Annotated in this window: 18 protein-coding genes; 5 read left to right on the top strand and 13 right to left on the bottom strand. The window is 40.5% G+C overall.

Translation table 11 applies throughout. The annotated features are described in order from the left end of the window. Positions 1-178: 178 nt before the first annotated feature. Complete coding sequence (locus G4Y78_RS07945; protein ID WP_163832520.1) at positions 179-433, top strand: hypothetical protein; 255 nt, start codon at positions 179-181, stop codon at positions 431-433. Positions 434-833: 400 nt separating this feature from the next. Here the strand turns inward: G4Y78_RS07945 and G4Y78_RS07940 are convergent, their stop codons facing one another. Both G4Y78_RS07940 and G4Y78_RS07935 read right to left on the bottom strand, forming a co-directional pair. After that, a complete protein-coding gene (locus G4Y78_RS07940; RefSeq protein ID WP_163832519.1) occupies positions 834-1,544 on the bottom strand; it encodes a tetratricopeptide repeat protein in 711 nt (236 codons plus the stop codon). Positions 1,545-1,638: 94 nt separating this feature from the next. Further along, complete coding sequence (locus tag G4Y78_RS07935) at positions 1,639-2,049, bottom strand: hypothetical protein (RefSeq protein ID WP_163832518.1); 411 nt, start codon at positions 2,047-2,049, stop codon at positions 1,639-1,641. A gap of 310 nt (positions 2,050-2,359) precedes the next feature. Here G4Y78_RS07935 and G4Y78_RS07930 point away from each other — a divergent pair, with 310 nt between their 5' ends. Further along, positions 2,360-2,644 carry a hypothetical protein gene (locus tag G4Y78_RS07930; protein ID WP_163832517.1) on the top strand — a complete coding sequence of 95 codons (285 nt, stop codon included), beginning with the start codon at positions 2,360-2,362 and terminating at the stop codon, positions 2,642-2,644. A gap of 237 nt (positions 2,645-2,881) precedes the next feature. Continuing rightward, positions 2,882-3,571, top strand: coding sequence for a tetratricopeptide repeat protein (locus G4Y78_RS07925; RefSeq protein ID WP_163832516.1), 690 nt, complete (start codon positions 2,882-2,884; stop codon positions 3,569-3,571). A 182-nt stretch (positions 3,572-3,753) separates the two neighbouring features. On the opposite strand, the gene G4Y78_RS07920 is transcribed toward G4Y78_RS07925, so the two are convergent. Further along, positions 3,754-4,878: a M29 family metallopeptidase gene (locus tag G4Y78_RS07920; RefSeq protein ID WP_163832515.1), complete on the bottom strand. Its 1,125-nt coding sequence runs from the start codon at positions 4,876-4,878 to the stop codon at positions 3,754-3,756. Positions 4,879-4,955: 77 nt separating this feature from the next. After that, positions 4,956-5,117, bottom strand: a complete 162-nt coding sequence (locus tag G4Y78_RS07915) for a hypothetical protein (protein WP_163832514.1) — start codon at positions 5,115-5,117, stop codon at positions 4,956-4,958. A 318-nt stretch (positions 5,118-5,435) separates the two neighbouring features. Here G4Y78_RS07915 and G4Y78_RS07910 point away from each other — a divergent pair, with 318 nt between their 5' ends. Continuing rightward, positions 5,436-6,275, top strand: a complete 840-nt coding sequence (locus G4Y78_RS07910; RefSeq protein WP_222937661.1) for a TIGR02285 family protein — start codon at positions 5,436-5,438, stop codon at positions 6,273-6,275. Positions 6,276-6,581: 306 nt separating this feature from the next. Here the strand turns inward: G4Y78_RS07910 and pmbA are convergent, their stop codons facing one another. Beyond that, the gene (gene pmbA, locus G4Y78_RS07905; protein ID WP_163832512.1) at positions 6,582-7,946 is read right to left on the bottom strand and encodes a metalloprotease PmbA; all 1,365 of its coding nucleotides are present in this window, start codon (positions 7,944-7,946) and stop codon (positions 6,582-6,584) included. A 215-nt stretch (positions 7,947-8,161) separates the two neighbouring features. On the opposite strand from pmbA, the gene yjgA reads away from it, so the two are divergent. Next, the gene (gene yjgA, locus G4Y78_RS07900) at positions 8,162-8,701 is read left to right on the top strand and encodes a ribosome biogenesis factor YjgA (protein WP_163832511.1); all 540 of its coding nucleotides are present in this window, start codon (positions 8,162-8,164) and stop codon (positions 8,699-8,701) included. Positions 8,702-8,959: 258 nt separating this feature from the next. Here the strand turns inward: yjgA and tldD are convergent, their stop codons facing one another. From tldD to G4Y78_RS07860, 8 genes are all read right to left on the bottom strand, one after another. After that, positions 8,960-10,402: a metalloprotease TldD gene (gene tldD, locus G4Y78_RS07895; protein WP_163832510.1), complete on the bottom strand. Its 1,443-nt coding sequence runs from the start codon at positions 10,400-10,402 to the stop codon at positions 8,960-8,962. 94 nt (positions 10,403-10,496) lie between these two features. After that, positions 10,497-11,357 carry a carbon-nitrogen hydrolase family protein gene (locus G4Y78_RS07890; protein WP_163832509.1) on the bottom strand — a complete coding sequence of 287 codons (861 nt, stop codon included), beginning with the start codon at positions 11,355-11,357 and terminating at the stop codon, positions 10,497-10,499. A gap of 8 nt (positions 11,358-11,365) precedes the next feature. Beyond that, positions 11,366-15,235 carry a YhdP family protein gene (locus tag G4Y78_RS07885; RefSeq protein WP_163832508.1) on the bottom strand — a complete coding sequence of 1,290 codons (3,870 nt, stop codon included), beginning with the start codon at positions 15,233-15,235 and terminating at the stop codon, positions 11,366-11,368. Positions 15,236-15,280: 45 nt separating this feature from the next. Beyond that, positions 15,281-16,756 (bottom strand): ribonuclease G, encoded by a 1,476-nt coding sequence (rng, locus tag G4Y78_RS07880; RefSeq protein ID WP_163832507.1) that lies wholly within the window; start codon positions 16,754-16,756, stop codon positions 15,281-15,283. A gap of 55 nt (positions 16,757-16,811) precedes the next feature. Next, positions 16,812-17,417, bottom strand: coding sequence for a Maf family protein (locus G4Y78_RS07875; protein WP_163832506.1), 606 nt, complete (start codon positions 17,415-17,417; stop codon positions 16,812-16,814). 51 nt (positions 17,418-17,468) lie between these two features. Further along, positions 17,469-17,957, bottom strand: coding sequence for a rod shape-determining protein MreD (gene mreD / locus G4Y78_RS07870; protein WP_163832505.1), 489 nt, complete (start codon positions 17,955-17,957; stop codon positions 17,469-17,471). Further along, on the bottom strand, positions 17,947-18,840 hold the full coding sequence (mreC, locus tag G4Y78_RS07865; protein WP_163836409.1) for a rod shape-determining protein MreC: 894 nt from the start codon (positions 18,838-18,840) through the stop codon (positions 17,947-17,949). The genes mreD and mreC overlap by 11 nt, the downstream gene beginning before the upstream one ends. Before the next feature lie 246 nt (positions 18,841-19,086). Beyond that, complete coding sequence (locus G4Y78_RS07860; protein WP_163832504.1) at positions 19,087-20,124, bottom strand: rod shape-determining protein; 1,038 nt, start codon at positions 20,122-20,124, stop codon at positions 19,087-19,089. Between the last annotated feature and the right edge of the window lie 109 nt (positions 20,125-20,233).

Below are 20,233 nucleotides of genomic sequence, written 5' to 3'. Positions count from 1 at the left end.
GAAAATAGCTTTCAATCTCAGAATTTTCGCTGACAGAGAAGAAGATGCTAATATATCGTAACTTTCAGAGGGAAATTATCTACTGACCACGATGAAGCAGTCATAAATGCAATTCCAGAGGTAGTTTTAAAGAACTTAGTATCAATGATGCAGTGAAGAATGTAAAAGGCAAACAACAATGAAAGTTATTTATTCTCAGCCATATTCATATCTAGTAGTAGAAAAGGACAGCAGTTGGTATCTAACATTTTTTACTGGTGGTCCAGTAGAGATTGATATCTGTGTAAAGCTAAATGACCAAGAAATAACCGAATCAAACAATAATAAAGAGTCTGTAAAAACGCTTATTGAAAAATTTAAAAAAAGCCCGGACACTTATCAAGGACGACGAGTTATTCCATTAGTCTATCCAAAAAACAAAATTCAAAAGTAATTGCATGAAATTAAATAAAATTAATTTTGAAAATTTCATAGAAATACTTGACAAAGAGAAACATACCGGCTTGTGTGAATACTGCAATAAGACTCATCTTTCAGATTGGAACTCATTTAAAAAAATATGGAAGATAAATTAGACTTAGTCGGTGAATTTTCTTTCGCTGAAGACTCTATAAAAAAATGCCTATACAGAATACCACCCAGGCGGTACGAATTATTGGAGCGAGAATGCTCCTATAGCAATTCATTATTACCCATATCATGAATCCTACACTTGTGGAGAGAATAACTAATGGCTTATGTAATATGCATTTAAACCCACGACAGTTTAAAGCAGGGTAATTTAGAAAGAGTCTCCCTTCATAATCTTAAATCAATATGAAGGGATTAAAAAATCACTCCCCCATCTTTTTCTTACACTCCCTGACACAACGGCTAGCGACTGCATGTTTTGGGTATTTATCTAAGAATTGTGTGAATGCGTCGATGGCATCTTGATATTTGCCTAATTCTTGATATATATGCCCCAAGTTAAGTGCTGCACTAGGGAAGTCATTACTTAATTCCTGTGCTTTTTGATAAGCTTCAATTGCCGCGGGGTAGTTCCCATCATTGGTTGCTAACCAACCTAAGTTATACCAAGCGGCTGGATGTTTTGGCGTAATTTCCAAACATTTATCCACCATTGCTCTAGAGAGTTTAAAGTTTTTATTATGAGCAGCTGCAGAGGCTCGCTGCAATAATTCTTCTGTTTCCCACTGAGGTAAAACATCCTCAGCCAGAGCTTTAGCTATTGCCTCATCACTTGAAAGTACAGCTTTTTTTTGTTGCTCTTTAAGATCATTAATAATGACATAAACATAATTCATAAAACCACAGCGACAGCGTAAGGCTGCTTTATAATACAGCAGTTCTCCACACGTCCGTTTTGGCCCTATATCGCCGGTTATATATTGACCTTTTTTTTCACAGGCTATACAAAGGTGGTTAGCTGTTGACTCTTCTTTTTCAATATTTGTTGTTGGTCGAAACCCATGATACAGCGATAATCCCTTGAAAGCCGTAGCTACTACATTTTGACTTTTATCATTTTCTTTACTAGTCATTCTTTATTCCTTTTTACATTATACTCTTCGCAAATGAGTATTAGATCTAAAAATGCTTCATGGTAGGTATAATAAAGGAAATACCTAAAAATAGTTATTCACTCATTAATACTCTATCCCGACTAAACAACACTTTGAGCCTACCAAATTCAGCATCTAGTTTCTTCTCTACTAACATGTCATCATTCATTTTTTCACTAATATCTTTCTTATTTGGCAGCCTCACTTTAAGCCCTGGGTGTGGTTCTATTATACCATCCCCATCACTGTCACTATGACCAGTGTCCGACTTAGCTTTTGGTCTTTCTGGCGGGCCATATTCCATCCGAATAGGCAACTCAATTTCAACCCTGTCTAAATTGTAATGGTAATTACTACCTGATTTTTCCATCAGGTTATTAGCACTTTTTAATGTGTTATAAATTGCAAATAGCAACTCATGAAGCTCTCGTTGTACTTCGTTATCACCCTGCGCTCCACCTTCAGGGCTTTTAGTCTTATCCATGTTATTCTCCAAAAACACCTTTTATTTCATATTTATGAAAAATTAATTTACATCCTACTTACATGATATTTATTTTTTATTTCACAATACAAATCGCATAATAAAGTTAACAAGTATATTTATTATAGCTTGGTGTCTTAGCAAAACATCTTTTGTTTTACAAATACAGTTTACTGATAAATAAATAGTTGACCGATTATAAAATAGTATAAATTTTAACAAGCTATACCACACCTACTTTGCTATACCTTTCAATGCATGTTAGGAAGGAACTTATAAATTATATTTCTTTAATCAAGGAGAGTATAAAATGGCTAATGCTGCTGAACTTTCAAAATATATCGTTGCTTTCGCTGGTGCCGCTAGAACTGCTCAAGCTGCTATGTCAACTGGCACAGACCCAATGACAATTGCTGAGTATAAGTTTGAAGTTAATATTACTGCAGACTTCCAAGTTAGCTCTGAGACTGATGTAGCGCTTACTATCTGGCGTCTCAATATTAAACAAAAATTGTCTTTAGACTACAAAACTCATATGGGTATTAGCGTTACCTGCGTAATTAAACCAGCTGCTACTTTAGTAGAAGCCGGATAATATTTTAGCTTTATCTTCTTAGCCAGCTGCTAGCTAACACTAGCAGCTTTTTCACATAAGTTTAAATGGCCGTCATAACTCTATTACATTTATATCACTTATATTTATTGTTATTTCCTCACCTAAAACACCTTACTTTAAACTAGAATACAATTAGGGCTACTTTTTCCAAGTCTGCGATGAAGTTAAATTTTTATTTAAATGTTGTGACTTATTGATGTAAGTGGTAGTAATGTTATGGCTAAAGTTGTAGAGTTATCATCCCGGCAATTGAATCCATCCAAACGTCCAGGCCTCTCTCTTAAATACGCTTACCGTCCACAAAATAACCAAGAAAGGAATAAAGTCCATACTATTCATCCTTGCTTATCCTGTGGGCGAAAAGGACATATTATTAATGGGGACTGCGGTCCAGAAAGAAATAAAGGAGATATTATCTACTTTCGAGTCGCTTTAATATGTGACTGTAGTTATATGAATTTTGTTAATGTGATTGTTAATGAGTTACCTGAATACGCTAACAAAGCAAAGCACCCAATAACAGAGTCAATGTTTGACTCTTTACCCGACTGGCGAATCGAAGAACTGCTGCAACTCTCAGCTGCATCAGGTCATTTGGGCAATTTTACTATGGCTAGAAAACTGATTGATCGTTGCATTCAGATTGCCCCTGATAGCCAGGGAGCTTGGTATAACCTTGGCTGGTTACATGTGAATGATGGAGATTATCAACAGGCAATTGACGCTTATAAAAGGGTATTAGAATTAGGCAGTGATTTTCCCAGCGCACTATTTAATCTTGGTAATATCTATAAAGACTTACAGTGGTATAATGAAGCTTGTGATGCCTTTAATCAATTTTTAAAACTCTATCCTAAGCATATTCAAGCTAAAAAAAGCTTAAAGGAGTGTGAAGCAAAAATTTAATTTTATACAGTAACTCCAAATATCCAGCATATATACCATTCTCATTGGATATACGTTATCTTGAAAATGTAGGGTTTGTGATAATACAATAAAAGCAAACCCTATTAGTTTAGTCATAGCAAACTAAATCTACTTAATAATGTAAAAAGGCATACAACTAAAAGAAGGTTTACATAAGCTTTCTAGTTTTTTGTTAAACCACAGCAGTCATCTAGTTCCATATCTTGCTGATCGACGGGTGACTTTAGATCTTCAGCATATAAATTTTCTGGATGAGCATTTACTGAAGGTTTTATTTCTTGTAAATCAATTGGAACAAGTTCACTATCTACCCAAATTGTACCTCCCTCACAAATCAGATCTAGATGAGAAGAGCATTTATAATTTGCAGTTTCAGGAAGTTGATTATGATCCCCAAATCCTAGGTGAATACCGGGTACTCTTTCATTTATATGGGAATTAAGAGGAATAGCTCGCTTTATACCAATATTTGTACCAAAACCTAGCTCACCTACAACTTTACCATTTTTATTACCGAAGCAGTGGTTAACTATTTCAACTACATCCTTATTATTACATTGAAAGTCAACAGCTCTACCATTGACAATTTTAACTGTTACAGGGCTATTTACTAGCCTTGCATCCACATCAGTAATTATATTTACATTAAATGCAAATTCAGCTACTAAAGTACCGTTAATATTAGCTGGAAATGTAGCGACTTCTCCGGCAGGCAACATCATAAAACTACTGTCTTTTATTATACCTCTATTACTTATCCATCGATATCTATTGTTATCTAATACTACCGTTAAATTAGTCCCACTCTTGGTTGTAATAATTAAGTCTTTCGCTTTCATTAGCTTTTCAAGTATCGCTGTATTTCGCTTAGAGAGCACTTCTGGCTTAACAGCTAGTGACTGAGCAAAAAATTCATAACCAGCACTTATTACCCTTATTACACGACACTGTTTTTCATTGCAGTTCATTAATATTTTTCTAAATACGTTATTATGAGACATTGTATTTTTTTCAAATGTTAAAAATACAATATCTCCTTTTAGTGCAGCTGCATTAGGTAGCAAACAAGTGAGTTCATATAAAAACTCCTCATCACTCAATGGATTTATCATAATAAAATGATGCTGTACTTTTTTAAGTTTTAAAGACTCACTTAACAAAGCAACAGACTCTGCACTGTCTTCCGTATATGCCATTATAACCAAGTCATCTAAGGAAATTTTAGCATAATCATTTATTAATGACTCAACACCATCACAAACCTGTTGATTTAACTGAAAGTCCATTTACCCACCTGTATTTGGATAGTTTTAGCCTATAAAATTTTTATAAAAGCTCAGGAACATGCCCTGAGCTTCGTTATTTATTGTTTATCTTGACTTGTCTCCCATGAAATTTTCCAAGTAGGTGCATTATTCCCACCGTTATTCAGTTCTATCTTTTTACCAGGTTGTTGCTCTTTGCGCTCAATTTCCTTTAAAGAGTTTATAATTTGATCTGTCATTTCTGGGGTTAGTTTTGACATATTTATCTCCATCAACTGAACTGGTATTATCAATAGCTTAAGAGGTATAAAAAACTACCCCAAAATACTAACTCGCTGCTCCAACAGCTTACAGGAACTCTCACTACGATTTTTAGCCATTATACAATATATCTTTGACAAGACATCTTGTATAATCTATATGTTAAAAATTAGTTATATTAAAATAGCTAACAGATAATTTTAAACACAATAACTAAATTAGAAATAGTTATTAGTTTACTTAAAAATATAAGTACGTTGGAGTTAGCATATTACCCAACCTTTATGAAAAAGATTTTTTGTTTAGTTATTTTCTTTTTGTGTTACTTATCTTGCACTACTCTAAATGCCAGAGAAAAAATACATTGGCAAATCATTCACTGGCCACCATGGATGATTCTCGAAGGAAAAAATAAAGGGCAGGGTTTTGCTAACAGAGTACTCGATATAGCCGAAAAAGAGTTATCCGAATATGAACACATTCCAGTTAATATGAACTGGGCTCGGTTTTGGTTAGCAGTTCAGAAAGGGCAAAGTTATTGCAATGCTTTATCAATTAAAAATCCAGAGCGGGAGAAAATTGCTTACTTTTCTGAACCTATTTCTATAGTTCTCAATAATGAAATAATCACCAACCATTCGACAGCTCAATTATTAGGAACCCCCACTATGAAATCGATTCACTCCCTTTTGGCAGATGATCGATTTCATGGCGGGATTGAAATGAAGCGTTCCTACGGGATAATCATTGATGAGCTAATCAAAGGTAATAATAAAAATGTTAGTACTTATGCAACCAGTGCATCCAGCTTATTATATATGCTTTCTCATGGTCGAATAGACTACATAATAGAATACCCTATCGTTGTTAACTATTTTACCCAAAATAACAAGCAGGCGAGCTCTTTAACCAAGATTAGAATTGAAGAAGTACCCGAAGTATTTTATGGCTATATTGCTTGCACTAAAAATAACTGGGGAGCAAAAGTTATTAGCCGATTGAGTCAACTTCTAAAAAAAGTAAAGCCCACTAAACATTACCAGCGGCTGCTTGAATCAGGTTATACCAGCTCAGAAGACTTGGCAACCCTGAGGCAATACTACCCTTGTTTTATAAATAACACCCTTGAACAGCAGTGCACAACTCTTCACAAATAATCCATCATTTATGATATATCTCGAAATACATATACCCAAAGTAAAGGTTTTATAGGCGAGGCCATCGAGTAATGAATACCAATAGCACTTTTATGTAAGTTAAGGTAGCTGCCGCAAGCCTTGCTATACCAGACTTGCCCCAGGTGCTTATACTGGGGTGAATACAGTTTATTTCTCCTCGGCAATTGCTCCTGCATTGCTCTAATTGGTTGCGTCCATACCACCATGTATAAACTTGTATTCACCTCCCCCCTAGTTTTTAACGAAGATAACAAAACCTAGAAAGCAATCACGAAGCGTGTATTTTCAGTGCCCGGCTACCGTCATACTCTCAATTAAAATAGAGCCCGTACGGATATTACCTCGGTAGTCTACATCATTGCCTACAGCAACTATCTTACTAAACATATCTTTCAAATTACCGGCAATCGTAACTTCTGAAACTGGATATTGAATTTCGCCATTTTCTACCCAGAAACCTGCGGCACCACGAGAATAATCACCTGTTACAATATTTACTCCCTGCCCCATTAACTCTGTAACTAGCAGCCCTTTATCCATTTTTTTCACCAACGATAATAAGTCTAAGGAGGGCTCCGTTGGGTCAACAATTAAATTATGTACCCCACCTGCATTAGCAGTGCTTTGCATTTTAAGGCGTCTAGCAGAGTAAGTGCCCAACATATAGCTGGCCAAAATACCATCCCTCACAAAATCTTTGGCATAAGTTGCTAAGCCATCATTATCAAATGCAGCACTACCAATCGCTTTCAGTATATGGGGTTGCTCATGGATATGAATATAATCTGGAAAAATTTGCTTACCTAAATGGTCTAGCAAAAATGAAGACTGTCGATATAAACTAGAGCCACTGATGGCACCGGTGAGGTGAGATAACAAACTACCTGCTAATTCTGCTGAAAATAATACTGGTACTGTTGTGGTTGGTACTTTTTTGGCACCTAATCGTTTTAATGTTCGCTCAGCTGCTTTTTTGCCCACATCTGCTGCTGATTCTAACCAATGGGCATCACGGTTAACCGTGTACCAGTAATCACGCTGCATTTCTTCTTTTTCTTGGGCAATCAAAACACAACTAATACTGTGTCTTGATGAAACATAACCACCGATGAAGCCATGGCTGTTGCCATATACCCGACAGCCTTGGTGACTAGATACCGATGCACCTTCAGAATTGGTTATTTTATTGCTGACTTTGAAGGCGGCGGCTTCTGCTTCTTTAGCAATTGTTATCGCTTCTTCAGCATTGATTCCCCAAGGGTGATATAAATCCAAGTCGGGAATTTCCTTTGCCATTAATTCTACAGCTGCCAATCCTGCATACTGATCTTCGGAGGTGTATTTAGCAATATTTAGCGCTGCTGTAACAGTGTCTTTAATGGCTTTAGCTGAACTATCAGACGTACTGGCAGAGCCTTTACATTGATCAAGATAAACGGTTATACCAAACCCTCGATCACAATTAAACTCAACCGTATCAACTTCTCCTTTGCGAATGCTGGCTGACAATCCGGTATCTAAGCTCACCCCCACTTCGGCAGCAGTCGCGCCCTGCTGTTTGGCTTCGGCCAAAATATCTGACACTAATGTTTCTAGGTGTTGTTCTTCTACTTTTGGATTAAGCGACTGATTATCACGTTGTAAAGTCATAAATTATTAGCTTTTATCATTAAACGTATTTTTCGCCCGGTATGAAGGGCATTCTTGTTTAGTGTATTGTAGCTTGCCCCTCAATGCTTACCAAGATATCTACTGACGCTAAACAGCCATAAATTGTTGTAATCAAAGTTTAGCTCTACATTAACGGTGTTTTTAGCGCTACAATTGCTGTTTAGTGATATCAGCTGTACAGACTAGCAACGATTATGAGTGACAACGAGCAGTTCGAAGATGATGAACTTGAGTATAAAAGTAAAACTCAAGTCAAAAAAGACATGCATGCTTTACAGGCCATGGGCGAGCGCCTATTAACGTTGCCTGCGAAAGTATTTGAACGACTCCCGCTAACCCCAAGGTTGAGAGAAGCATTAGAAGAAAGCAAGCGAATCACCAGTTTTAATGCTCGTAAACGCCATTTTCAATTTATTGGCAAGTTGATGCGAGATCAAGACCTGGAAACTATCCAAAATGTTTTAGACCACTTTGATACCGCAAGTGATGAATATAACCGCCTGTTTCATTTAATGGAGCGCTGGCGTGATCGGCTGTTAACTGAAGGTAATACAGCACTTGCCGAGTTTGTGGAAGCCTATCCAGCAGCTGATCGACAGCACTTACGACAGTTGATTCGCAACGCCCAAAAAGAGCAGCAGCAAAATAAGCCACCTGCCAGCTCACGAAAACTGTTTCGTTACATTCGAGATCTAGCAGAAGAAGCTTGCTTTAGCCCTGACCACTCGAAGTAAATAAATATAGAGGGGCATATCATATAAGGTAGAAAATTAGAAGTATGGCGCTACCCAGCCTCCTCCTTTGAAAAAGGGGGAACTGCTTTCTAGTACTCTCTAAATTCTTCGGATATGCCTGAATAAGAAGCGAGCAATTTGCTCTTAAATCGATAAGGGGAAAATACCCGAAGCGCAGTTTACTTGCTGGTAAATGAGCATCGGAAGATTTTTCCCAACAAAGAGTTAAGAGCAAAGGGCCGCTTCCTTGGGGATATCTTACTCGCCAGTTCCGCCTACCGTGATCTCTTCTATCTTAACAGTAGGCTGGCCAACACCAACCGGCACCGACTGGCCTTCTTTTCCACAAACACCGATTCCACTATCCAATTTTAAATCATTGCCCACCATAGATACTTTATTCATCACATCTGGACCGTTGCCAATTAAGGTAGCGCCTTTTACTGGTTTAGTAATTTTTCCCTTCTCGATCAGATAAGCTTCACTGGTCGAGAACACAAACTTACCAGAAGTAATATCAACTTGACCGCCGCCTAAATTGGCTGCATAAATGCCTCTATCGACAGAAGCAATAATTTCTTCCGGGTCATGTTCACCCGCCAACATATAGGTATTGGTCATACGAGGCATGGGTAAGTGAGAATAAGACTCCCGTCGGCCATTACCTGTTGCTTTATGCCCCATTAGTCGGGCATTAAGCTTATCTTGCATATAGCCTTTTAAAACACCATTCTCAATTAATACAGTGCATTCGGTGGTGGTCCCTTCATCATCTATATTTAATGAACCACGACGACCAGCCAACGTACCATCATCAACTACAGTGCACAAAGGTGAGGCCACCCTTTCACCGATCCGGCCAGAAAAGGCAGAGCTACCTTTACGATTAAAATCCCCTTCTAGACCATGACCAACAGCCTCATGCAACAACACTCCAGACCAGCCTGGTCCAAGCACCACTGGCATCGCACCCGCAGGAGCTGGCACAGCATCCAAATTAACCAAGGCCTGACGAACAGCTTCCTCGACATAGCCCTTAGCTCGGTCATCCTCAAGAAAATACTGATAACTGGTTCGCCCACCACCACCAGCAAATCCCCGCTCCAAGCGACCATTTTGCTCAGCAATTACACTAACATTTAATCGAATTAAAGGGCGTACATCCGCAGTAAAGGTGCCATCACTGGCTGCAACCAAAATAGTTTCATAAACACCCGCCAGGCTAACCGTTACCTGCTTAATCCGAGGGTCCATTGCTCTGGCTTGCTTATCAAGTGTTTGTAATAACGCTACTTTGTCTTCTTGCACCAAAGTAGATAAGGGGTTGAGAGGCTGATACAAATCCAACGGTTGGCTTCTATGCCAAGCTTGTAACTGTTTATTCTGCCCTTGCTTGGCGATACTTCTGGCAGCAAATGCAGCTTGCTCCAAAGCAGGTAAAATAATTTCATTGGAGTATGAAAATCCGGTTTTCTCACCACTGATAGCCCTTACCCCAACGCCACAATCAACGTTGTAGCTGCCCTCTCTAACAATACCATCATCTAGCACCCAGGATTCATGATTGGTGTGCTGAAAATATAAGTCAGCGGCATCAATGGTATGACCCAACATGCCATTTAATACTTGCTGAATCTTCGCTTCGGTTAGCTCACCAGGCGTGAGGAGCTGCTGTTTAACTGATTTAAGTATATCCGACATAAGTAGCCTGTTTTTTTAATGGTAAAGAACAGTGCACGCAGTAACTTACTGATTTTTCTATTTTAATGGAAGCTATTTCGCGCATGCTCCTCCTTTAAGAATAGTGATAAACCTTGATGTTTCGCAACAGCTGATCTTGTCGGTGTTTTAAGCTGGGCATTCGCCCACGTAGTTGATGAAGCCGATTCAAATCAATCTCAGCCATTATTACTTCTGGCTGATCAGTTTCCGCAGCAGCAATTACCTTACCCCATGGGTCTACTACCATAGAGTGGCCATAGGTTTCACGACCATCAGCATGCACACCAGCTTGATCAGCCCCTGCCATATAACAAAAATTTTCAATAGCACGGGCTCGCATTAACACATCCCAATGGGCAGCCCCTGTCACCCCAGTAAAGGCGGAAGGCAAACAAATAATCTCAACGCCATAATTAATCAGTACTCGAAATAGCTCAGGAAATCGCAAGTCATAGCAAATCAATGGTGCTAATCGGCCGATCGGCGTATCTACAATTAACAAGTGGCTGCCCGACATATACTCCTTCGACTCTTGATATTGGCCTTTACTGTCAGACACAGTGACATCAAATAGGTGAATTTTACTGTAATGTCCTAGCTCTTTACCTTTATCGTTATAAACAAAGCAGGCAGAAAAAGCCCGGCGATCTGCACTGTTTTCTTTTGGTAAAAAGGGAATCGACCCCCCAATCAACCATACTTTATGCTGTGCTGCCAACCTGGCTAATAATTGACGAATCTGGCCATTGCTATCACTTTCCTGTTTAGCAATTTGCAAGGTATTTTTCCCTGCATAACTGGCAAAACATTCAGGTAGTACAATCACTTTGGCACCACGAAAGGCCGCTTGCTGAATCAGCTTTTCAGCTTGAATGAGGTTATCCTCAACCACATCAGAGGAGTTCATTTGTAATACAGCTAATTGCGCAGCCATATCAATCCTTATTGTTGCTTCGTTTTATTGGTAAAAAATTTATCTAACGCAATAGTCGGGTTAGATAATGAGCCTGTCAGGGTATAACGGGCACTGGCAAACTTCTCAACTTTATCACCTAATAACTTATCAAACAGATAAATTGCACCCCCTACTTGGGGAGCTCCCATTAATACAGCGAGAAAGGGTAAATTATTGGTTACCGGCAAAGTCACTAATAACGACATATTCAGTGTATCGTTGATTAGATTAGCTTTACCCGATAAGGTAAAGTTTGAAGAAGGCCCTTCTATTTTCGCAGGCTCTTTAAAGTACATTGCACCATTAGCAAATTGCGTGGTGGCTTTAATTTTGTCAAAACTGACGCCAGACTTTAACAAATCAGAAAAATCCAGCTTAATCCGTCTGGCAATCGAGTTGAAATTCAACAGGCCAAAAACTCTTAATACATTGGCAGAACCATTAGCTTCCAGAAAACGACCATGTTCAATTTTGCTATAAATCTCGCCATTCAGTTTTGCCATGGCTAAGTTGAGAGGGCTTCCAGGCCAATTAACATCAATGGTGAATTTTGCTTTTTTACTGGTTATGGGGGCTGCATGTCCCCATGCCTCCAACACATCGGCTAAGTCGACTGCTCTAACGATCCCTTTAAAACCTGTCTGCTGTTTACCCCAAAAAATATCCCCTTTTACGCCTAAATGATTGATTTGGGCTGATATATTGCTAACTTTCAATACCTGCGAATCTGATCTTAGTTTTGCAGAAAGATTACCCGACACTTGATTACCTACTTTTAAATCAGCTATATCAATATCCAGATTAGGGATAGTCAGCGGGTTAAAGTCAGCCAGAGGATCTTGCTGGCTATTTTGATTAGTTGCTTTAGTTTTAGGCAATGTTGGTAGATGCAAGTGCTTTAAACCAATTTCATATGGTTTTAACTGACTATTAAATGGGATTACCGCTCGCCCAGCTAGCTGGTTACTTTCTACATCAGCCTGCCAGACATTTTGGTAGGTATTTAGCGATAACACCATATTATCCAGCGTTCCAAGTGGTGAGTGCAGTTCCTCTACTGCAAACTGATCAACAGAGATTTGCCATTTTGGGCGCTGTCTTTGCTGATTTTTACTGTTTGCTGATTGCGTAAATAAATTGCCCCATGACAACCACTTAGTTAAGTCAAGCTCATTTAAATGGCCTCGCACGGTAAACTGCTTTCGCTTCAACTTACCTGGCTTTCCTTGACCAAACACAATATCAGCACCTGCCAACTGACCTTTTTGTGCCAACCATTCAGACTTTAACAATTGTCCCAGTTGAACCCGCCAGCGATCCGTTTCGCCAAACTGGTTTAATACCACCCGTACATTCTGTTGGCTATTTGCACTCTTGCCAAACGGCTCGGGCAGATTAAGAGCAGCCCCTTTTAAATTGGATTTTACTGTTAACTGAAAGTTTTCTGGCTGGTTAAATGGCATTGTTGCTTCAACATTGTAAGCAAATTGGCCTTTTGCAATGCTGTTAAATTGTTGCTGCTGTTTTGTAGTTAACTGTTTCTTGAGTTTAAATTGCAGTTGCAACCAGTCAGCCACCTGCGTTGCATCAGCTTTACCTGCTAAGCTAAACTGCTGTTGCAACTGTCGTTTATCCTGTTTAGCAGCCATATCAAGGCGCACAGGCTGGCCAAACAATTTGAGTTTAATATCCTTACCACTCACTCCTTTAACTGAGTGGTATTTTATCTCGCCATTGATTTGCTCTGCTTTCAACCCTAAGTTAGTTAAGGCAATAGCCCCCTCTTGTGCTTGGGTAGTAACAGCTATCTCCGTTTGCTCAGGTTTATCAATGGGTATCATTAACCCTAATTTAGAATCAAACTGCCCTGTCACCTGCAAATTTTTAGCATTGTCATCTTTATTATTGATACCCATAGCTTCCCCTATGGGTGATTGGATTAATAAGTGATTAACTGTAGATCCAGGTACTTTCAAATCACTATCAACTGTGACTGCAAACCCACTTTTACTCTCCTCAGCCACTCTTAACTTCAGTTGCTGTATGCCTGCTTGATGTACTGAGCCACTCGCTATATTGACATCAACTTGCTTATTATCAACTAATACCCTACCTGCCAAATTTTCAGCTTGAGGCCATTTTGCATCATATTGAACAGTGCCTTCCCTTACATTAAAAAACAAACCAAAACTGATATCATTTTCCGCTTCAGTTTGAGTAACAGGGCCGTTATATAAAAATGCTCCCTGCTCAACTTTACCTGCAACAATGCCATCATCCAGCCATTTAACGAGCGCTTCAGGCAACACATTATGCTTGGCAGGAATATATTGGTAAGCAAGATCAGCATTGGCATTTTGCAAGCCGGCTTCTAGTGCCATCGTAATTGGCCCTTCTGTAAAGGGAAACACTAGCCGCAGCTTGGCATTATATTCAGCCCCCTTGTGCTTTAGTTGAGCTTGATTGGTATATAACTGAAACTGATCATTCGTTTTATGCCAGGCTAAGTGAGCTGCTGCCCGTTGATAATACCAGGGTTTTCTAAATAGCTCGGTCATGCCTAAACTAAAGCCTTTCCGCGTGTTCAAATCAAACCAGCCCTGATCAGCTGTGGTGTAGAGTAACCCAGAAACACCTGATGCCGAGGGTGCAAATCCTTTGGCTGCTACCTCCACTTGTTTCAGTTGGCTCACCACCTGAAAGTTACTTTTTTCAGGTGACCAATCAACCACTATCTTTTGCAGCAGCCCTCTTGGATTTAGCTCCTGAGCAAGCTGTGTTGGTAATTGAGGTAATAGTTTTGTGGTAAGGGAGGAGTCCTTCAACAAGTTTAAATCCAACTGTTCACTGGCAAACGTCCATTTTCCCTTCTGAAAATCTACAAAAGCATCATTAAAAGGAGCAGCAATACCATTTAAACGAAAATTGGCAGAAGGCAACGCTAGCTGCCAACGATCATTCGCCTGACGTCTAAAACTAAATTGCAGATATCCCTTGGTTAACTGCTGCTGTGGTAAGTCTTGATACTGGATATTTAAATCAATATTTTCCAGCAGACCGCTCAACGTAAGTTGTTTATTCTGCCAAGTTAACCAAAGTTTCCCCCCCAAGTTCAGCTTACCTAGCCGAACATCATTAGGTGCAATCAGTGCAACCCAAGGCCGCCAATTATTAGGAGAAGCATCTATAAATACCTGAAGACTACCTAGTGACTTTGGCGACACTTGTTGCATTTCTGCAATCAGTTTTGCTTCTCCCCCTTGGGATTGCTTGACAAATCCATCCAGCCGATAGCCCTGGCTAGTTTTATTAAAAGCTAGCTTAGCATCTTCGAGTGTTTCAATTTGCCCTTGTTGATCCTGAAAACGGATGGTGGTGTTAGTAAACTGAATGTGAGGTTGCTTAAGTAGTGAGGTCAAAACCAACTTTGGATCCGCTTCACCTGCCGTACGATTAAAGCCCTTTAAATGCCATCGTCCAGATTGGTCCTCAACAAGGTCTATCTGTAAGCCTTCTACCTGCAAATAACGAAAAACAGGAGATTGCTCAACCAATGAGGAAAACACATCCAACTCAGCAAGCACTCGATCAGCACTGAGCGACTGCAATTCAGCCTCACCAATTCGCACAGTGCTAATATCTAACGCAGGATTAAAACCAGACCAGGTACCTGTTAACCCAGCAATTATGACAGGAGTATTTAATGTAGTAGACAGTTCCTGTTGTAGACTTTGACGATAATCAGTCAATAATGGTAGTAACATTCTCCCCAAACTGACGTACAAAGCAAGCAACACAACGCCAACAACACAAAAACTCCAAATCAGCCGGGTAAATAGTTTTGCAAAACGTTTCACTAACAAATTCCATCAGTACAACTTAAATCCAAATGCAAGTACAAATTAAATTAACACCACATCAAACTGCTCTTGCGTATACATAGGCTCAACTTGAAACTTAATAGTGCGATCAATAAAGGCTTCTAAATCAGCCACATTATCAGACTCTTCATCCACCAGCCGATCAACCACTTTTTGCGAAGCCAACACTAAATAACCTTCACTTTCATAAGCCCTAGCTTCCCTCAAAATTTCCCTGAAAATTTCATAACAGACAGTATCTGCCGTCTTTAGCGTACCCCGCCCTTCACAGGTAGGACAAGGCTCACATAACACATTTTCCAGGCTTTCCCGAGTGCGTTTACGGGTCATTTCAATCAAGCCAAGCTCAGAAACCCCAGTAATATTAGTTTTGGCATGGTCACGTTCAAGCAGCTTTTCAAAAGTCCGCAACACCTGTCGTTGATGCTCAGCCTCTTCCATATCAATAAAATCGATAATAATAATCCCCCCCAGATTTCGCAGCCTGACTTGTCTGGCAATAGCGGTTGCAGCTTCCAGGTTGGTTTTAAAAATGGTTTCTTCTAAGTTACGATGACCAACAAAAGCGCCTGTATTAACATCAATAGTGGTCATTGCTTCAGTTTGATCAAAAATCAAATAACCACCTGACTTTAGCTGCACTTTTCGGCTTAGGGCTTTTTGAATTTCATCCTCAACCCCGTATAGATCAAAAATGGGGCGTTCTCCAGGATAATATTCAACCCGTCCTTCAATCTGTGGAATAAGCTTTTTTACAAACTTGCAAACTTTTTGATAAGTTTCTCTAGAATCAATCCGTACCTTTTCAATTTTCGGATCTACTAAATCTCTCAGAGTACGTAAGTGCAGTGGTAAGTCTTCATAAACGGCTTCTGGTGCTTTTACTTCTTTGATGGCTTCTGAAACTGACTCCCACAACCGATGTAAAAACCGAATGTCAGCTACAACTTCCTCTGCTCCAACTCCTTCAGCTGCTGTACGGAGAATAAATCCTCCTTTTTCTTCAGCCTGCTCTGCCACTAGAGCATTTTCAACTAACTGTTTAAGCCGGTCCCGCTCTTCCTGGTCTTCAATTCTTAGCGAAATACCCACATGGTTAGTATCAGGCATATACACCAGGTAGCGGGCAGGAATAGAAATATGGGTGGTTAGCCTAGCGCCTTTTGTCCCTAGCGGGTCTTTGGTTACCTGCACCACCAGCGACTGACCTTCATGGACCAGCTCATAAATCAGGGGTTCGGTTGAGTCCTCGCTTTCTTTAACATCATTCTTTGGCGCTATTTCACTGACATGAATAAATGCAGCCCGCTCTAGCCCTATATCGACAAAGGCAGCTTGCATTCCCGGAAGCACCCGCACTATTTTGCCTTTATAAATATTCCCGACAATGCCACGCCGCTGAGTTCGTTCAATATACACTTCTTGTAAAACGCCATTTTCCACCACCGCCACACGAGACTCCATTGGGGTGATATTCATTAGTATTTCTTCGGACATGGCTTTTCCTACATTGTCAGGAACCATTAATTAAGGACAATTCTTTAGCATTATTTCAAATACCATGGCTTTGCCAGACATCTACCTCAAACTGCGCCAACAGTTGCGCCGTTTCGGTTAATGGTAACCCTACTACCCCACTGTAACTACCTTTAATGCCTGCAACTAATACCGCACCTAAGCCCTGAATACCATAAGCACCTGCCTTATCATCAGGTTCTCCTGTAGCACAATATTGGTCTATTAATGTTTCTGTGAGTGGCTTAATAAGCACATCGGTAATACTGGTAGTGATTTTTGTTGTTTCAGCATTAACTACAGCTACTGCTGTCATCACCTGATGCTGTTTACCCGACAGCTCAGTTAGCATAGCCTTAGCATCAGCAATAGAAGTGGGCTTTCCTAGGATCACTCCATTTAATACAACTGCCGTATCTGCAGCTAACACTGGTCGCTGTGCTAGTCCACTGGATTTCAATAACTGCCAACCAGCTTCCGCCTTGGACTCAGCAATACGCTCTACATAGTGTTGTGGATGCTCATTAAGCAAAGGAGTTTCATTAACGTCTGATGCAATTACTTGGTAACTGACCCCAATTTGCTCTAGTAGTTCTCGACGGCGGGGAGATTGAGATGCTAAATAAATACTTGGAACGTCCATACCTATTCTTAGTATTTGAGGGTGTAGCCCGAAGTAAATGCAACTCCCTCTTTAGTTAACTTTATAACGCCTTCTTATATCACGTAACAAAATAAACAACCATGGCCATAATAAGGCACTGACAACCGTTGGCAACAAAAACAATAAGTTAGGAGGTGTACGACCACTGAAGGATTTAGCCCACAGATTAAGCATTTGGTAAATTCCAATCACCACAAATACCACCATAGACTGCTGTAATAAAGGGTATATTCGCATGCGCCGATGTAGTTTATGAGCCACATACACAACAATTACCATGCCCAGTGCATTTTGCCCAAGCAACACACCTTGCATCACATCAAGCATTAAGCCAACAATCCAAGCAATCATTAGCCCAATGCGATCAGGCAATGCTAACGCCCAATACAGCACAACCATAGCTAACCACTCAGGCCTCCCTAACTCCAAGTAGGATGGCATGGGTAACAAGCTCAACACATACGCAAAAAATATTGTCGTCCAAATAACCAGGCGGCCCCGGGGTCGATCAGTTGACATTAAGCGGTTCACTTACTTGAGTTTCATCCACTGCAATCACATCACGGTTATCATTAGCTTCTTTGCCCCTAAATACCAATAACACATGACGACTGCGATCCAGCTTTGCAGAAGGTCTTACTTTGATGATAGCGAAAGGCTTACCAGGGTCATGTATAACCTCAATGACTTTGCCTACAGGGTAGCCTACAGGAAAACGCCGCCCTAAGCCTGAGCTGACTAAAATATCACCTTCTCGGATGTCAGCATTATCAGGCACATGGCGAAGTAATAACTCATCCAGCTTACCTGATCCAGCAGCAATTGCTCGAGCACCATTTCGGTTTACCTGAACAGGTAAACTATGATTAGCATCAGTAATAAGTAGCACCCGACTGGAAAAAGGGCTGACTGAAATGACTTGCCCCATCAAACCACTAGCATCAAGTAATGGTTGCCCAACAAATACACCATCTGTGGAGCCTTTATTGACAATGACCTGATGGGTATAAGGGTCTGGGTCAACCCCCACCAGCTCGGCAATCAATACTCGCTCATCAAGCAGCTTTGAGGAGTTCAGTAATTCTCTTAAACGAATATTTTGAGCGGTAAGAGCAGCCAACTTTTGCAGGCGCCGCTCAAGCAGTAGATTTTTAGCTTCTAATTTAGCATTTTCAAGAATCAGCTCTTTACGGGATTTCAGAGCATCATCAGCCATCCCCCACATTTGTGCAGGCAAATCAGCCACCCACTGGACAGGCGTGGCGACTACAGTCAACCAAGCTCTAACCTTGTTTAGGCCACTATCCAGACCATGAAATCTTTGTTCAGCAAGCATCAAGCTGACTGACAGCACGATAAAGAATACCAGCTGTGCAGTAAGCGATTGCTGTTTAGAAAATATCCGCTTAATTGGCGACTCCCACTATTTGCCTTTTATTACTACGGGAGGTAACAGATACACTGCATTCCACTAGCATTTTTATACCGGTCATTGCTAGCTAGCAGCCATCAAGGTAACGACTCACTATAGCAAGCAAGTAAGCAGTTATTGACAACCTCCGTTGCTACTGAGAAAAAGCACCCGACTTAGCGGGGCTACTTTATCAACCAAACTTGCTTAAGAACTACCTTGTCCTATTGGTTTTGACTACTCAGTAGACAAAAGATCAAATGCATGGCGTTCCATTATTTCAAGGGCACGACCACCCCCTCTGGCCACACAGGTAAGAGGATCTTCAGCCACTACCACAGGTAAGCCTGTTTCTTCACTTAATAAGCGTTCTAGTCCTTTTAATAACGCACCACCCCCCGTCAATACCATGCCTCGCTCGGCAATATCAGAGGCCAGCTCAGGTGGGGACTGTTCTAAAGCACTTTTAACGGATTGAACAATGGCTGCTAAAGATTCTTGCAGCGCTTCCAAAATTTCATTGCTGTTTAAGGTAAAACTGCGTGGAACCCCTTCTGCCAAATTGCGGCCTCGAACATCAATTTCACGTAGCTCATCACCAGGGTAGGCACAGGCGATTTCCTGTTTAATTCTTTCTGCAGTGGCATCACCAATTAAGCTGCCATAATTACGACGAACATAAGTAACGATGGCTTCATCAAAACGGTCACCACCTACGCGTACAGACTCTGAATAAACAATGCCACTAAGGGAAATAATGGCAATTTCAGTGGTTCCCCCACCAATATCCACTACCATTGAGCCATGAGCTTCTTCTACTGGTAGCCCAGCACCAATAGCGGCTGCCATTGGCTCTTCAATTAAGTAGACTTCTCGAGCACCAGCTCCTAATGCTGATTCACGTATCGCCCGCCGTTCAACTTGAGTTGATTTACAAGGCACACACACCAGTACGCGTGGACTTGGCTGAATAAAACTATTTTCGTGTACCTTGTTAATGAAGTGCTGAAGCATTTTTTCAGTGACACTAAAGTCAGCAATCACCCCATCTTTCATAGGCCGAATCGCGGTAATATTGCCAGGTGTTCTACCCAACATGCGCTTTGCTTCAGTACCCACTGCTGCGACAGTCTTCTGGCTCCCATGATGACGAATAGCCACCACCGAGGGCTCATTTAACACGATCCCTTTATCTCTAACATAAATCAGGGTATTGGCAGTACCTAAGTCAATTGACAGGTCACTTGAAAAAAATCCCCGTAGTTTCTTGAGCATGTGTGGTATTCTTCCCAACAAACAAAGAATGTGAATATGGTTGCAGTGCTTTACACTAGAAATTAGCTGCAATTTAATAAAAAGATCAGCGCAACCGGCCAATAAAACA

The sequence above is a fragment of the Spartinivicinus ruber genome (assembly GCF_011009015.1).
In the GTDB taxonomy this organism is placed as follows: Bacteria; Pseudomonadota; Gammaproteobacteria; order Pseudomonadales; family Zooshikellaceae; genus Spartinivicinus; species Spartinivicinus ruber.
Note: the sequence above shows the minus strand (reverse complement) of the source record. Positions and strands in the feature narration are given on the sequence as shown.

Excerpts from the sequence above, each read along its gene's own strand:
- G4Y78_RS07945 (WP_163832520.1), top strand. The coding sequence starts at position 179 with ATGAAAGTTATTTATTCTCAGCCATATTCATATCTAGTAGTAGAAAAG.
- G4Y78_RS07940 (WP_163832519.1), bottom strand. The coding sequence starts at position 1,544 with ATGACTAGTAAAGAAAATGATAAAAGTCAAAATGTAGTAGCTACGGCT.
- G4Y78_RS07935 (WP_163832518.1), bottom strand. The coding sequence starts at position 2,049 with ATGGATAAGACTAAAAGCCCTGAAGGTGGAGCGCAGGGTGATAACGAA.
- G4Y78_RS07930 (WP_163832517.1), top strand. The coding sequence starts at position 2,360 with ATGGCTAATGCTGCTGAACTTTCAAAATATATCGTTGCTTTCGCTGGT.
- G4Y78_RS07925 (WP_163832516.1), top strand. The coding sequence starts at position 2,882 with ATGGCTAAAGTTGTAGAGTTATCATCCCGGCAATTGAATCCATCCAAA.
- G4Y78_RS07920 (WP_163832515.1), bottom strand. The coding sequence starts at position 4,878 with ATGGACTTTCAGTTAAATCAACAGGTTTGTGATGGTGTTGAGTCATTA.
- G4Y78_RS07915 (WP_163832514.1), bottom strand. The coding sequence starts at position 5,117 with ATGTCAAAACTAACCCCAGAAATGACAGATCAAATTATAAACTCTTTA.
- pmbA (WP_163832512.1), bottom strand. The coding sequence starts at position 7,946 with ATGACTTTACAACGTGATAATCAGTCGCTTAATCCAAAAGTAGAAGAA.
- yjgA (WP_163832511.1), top strand. The coding sequence starts at position 8,162 with ATGAGTGACAACGAGCAGTTCGAAGATGATGAACTTGAGTATAAAAGT.
- tldD (WP_163832510.1), bottom strand. The coding sequence starts at position 10,402 with ATGTCGGATATACTTAAATCAGTTAAACAGCAGCTCCTCACGCCTGGT.
- G4Y78_RS07890 (WP_163832509.1), bottom strand. The coding sequence starts at position 11,357 with ATGGCTGCGCAATTAGCTGTATTACAAATGAACTCCTCTGATGTGGTT.
- rng (WP_163832507.1), bottom strand. The coding sequence starts at position 16,756 with ATGTCCGAAGAAATACTAATGAATATCACCCCAATGGAGTCTCGTGTG.
- G4Y78_RS07875 (WP_163832506.1), bottom strand. The coding sequence starts at position 17,417 with ATGGACGTTCCAAGTATTTATTTAGCATCTCAATCTCCCCGCCGTCGA.
- mreD (WP_163832505.1), bottom strand. The coding sequence starts at position 17,957 with ATGTCAACTGATCGACCCCGGGGCCGCCTGGTTATTTGGACGACAATA.
- G4Y78_RS07860 (WP_163832504.1), bottom strand. The coding sequence starts at position 20,124 with ATGCTCAAGAAACTACGGGGATTTTTTTCAAGTGACCTGTCAATTGAC.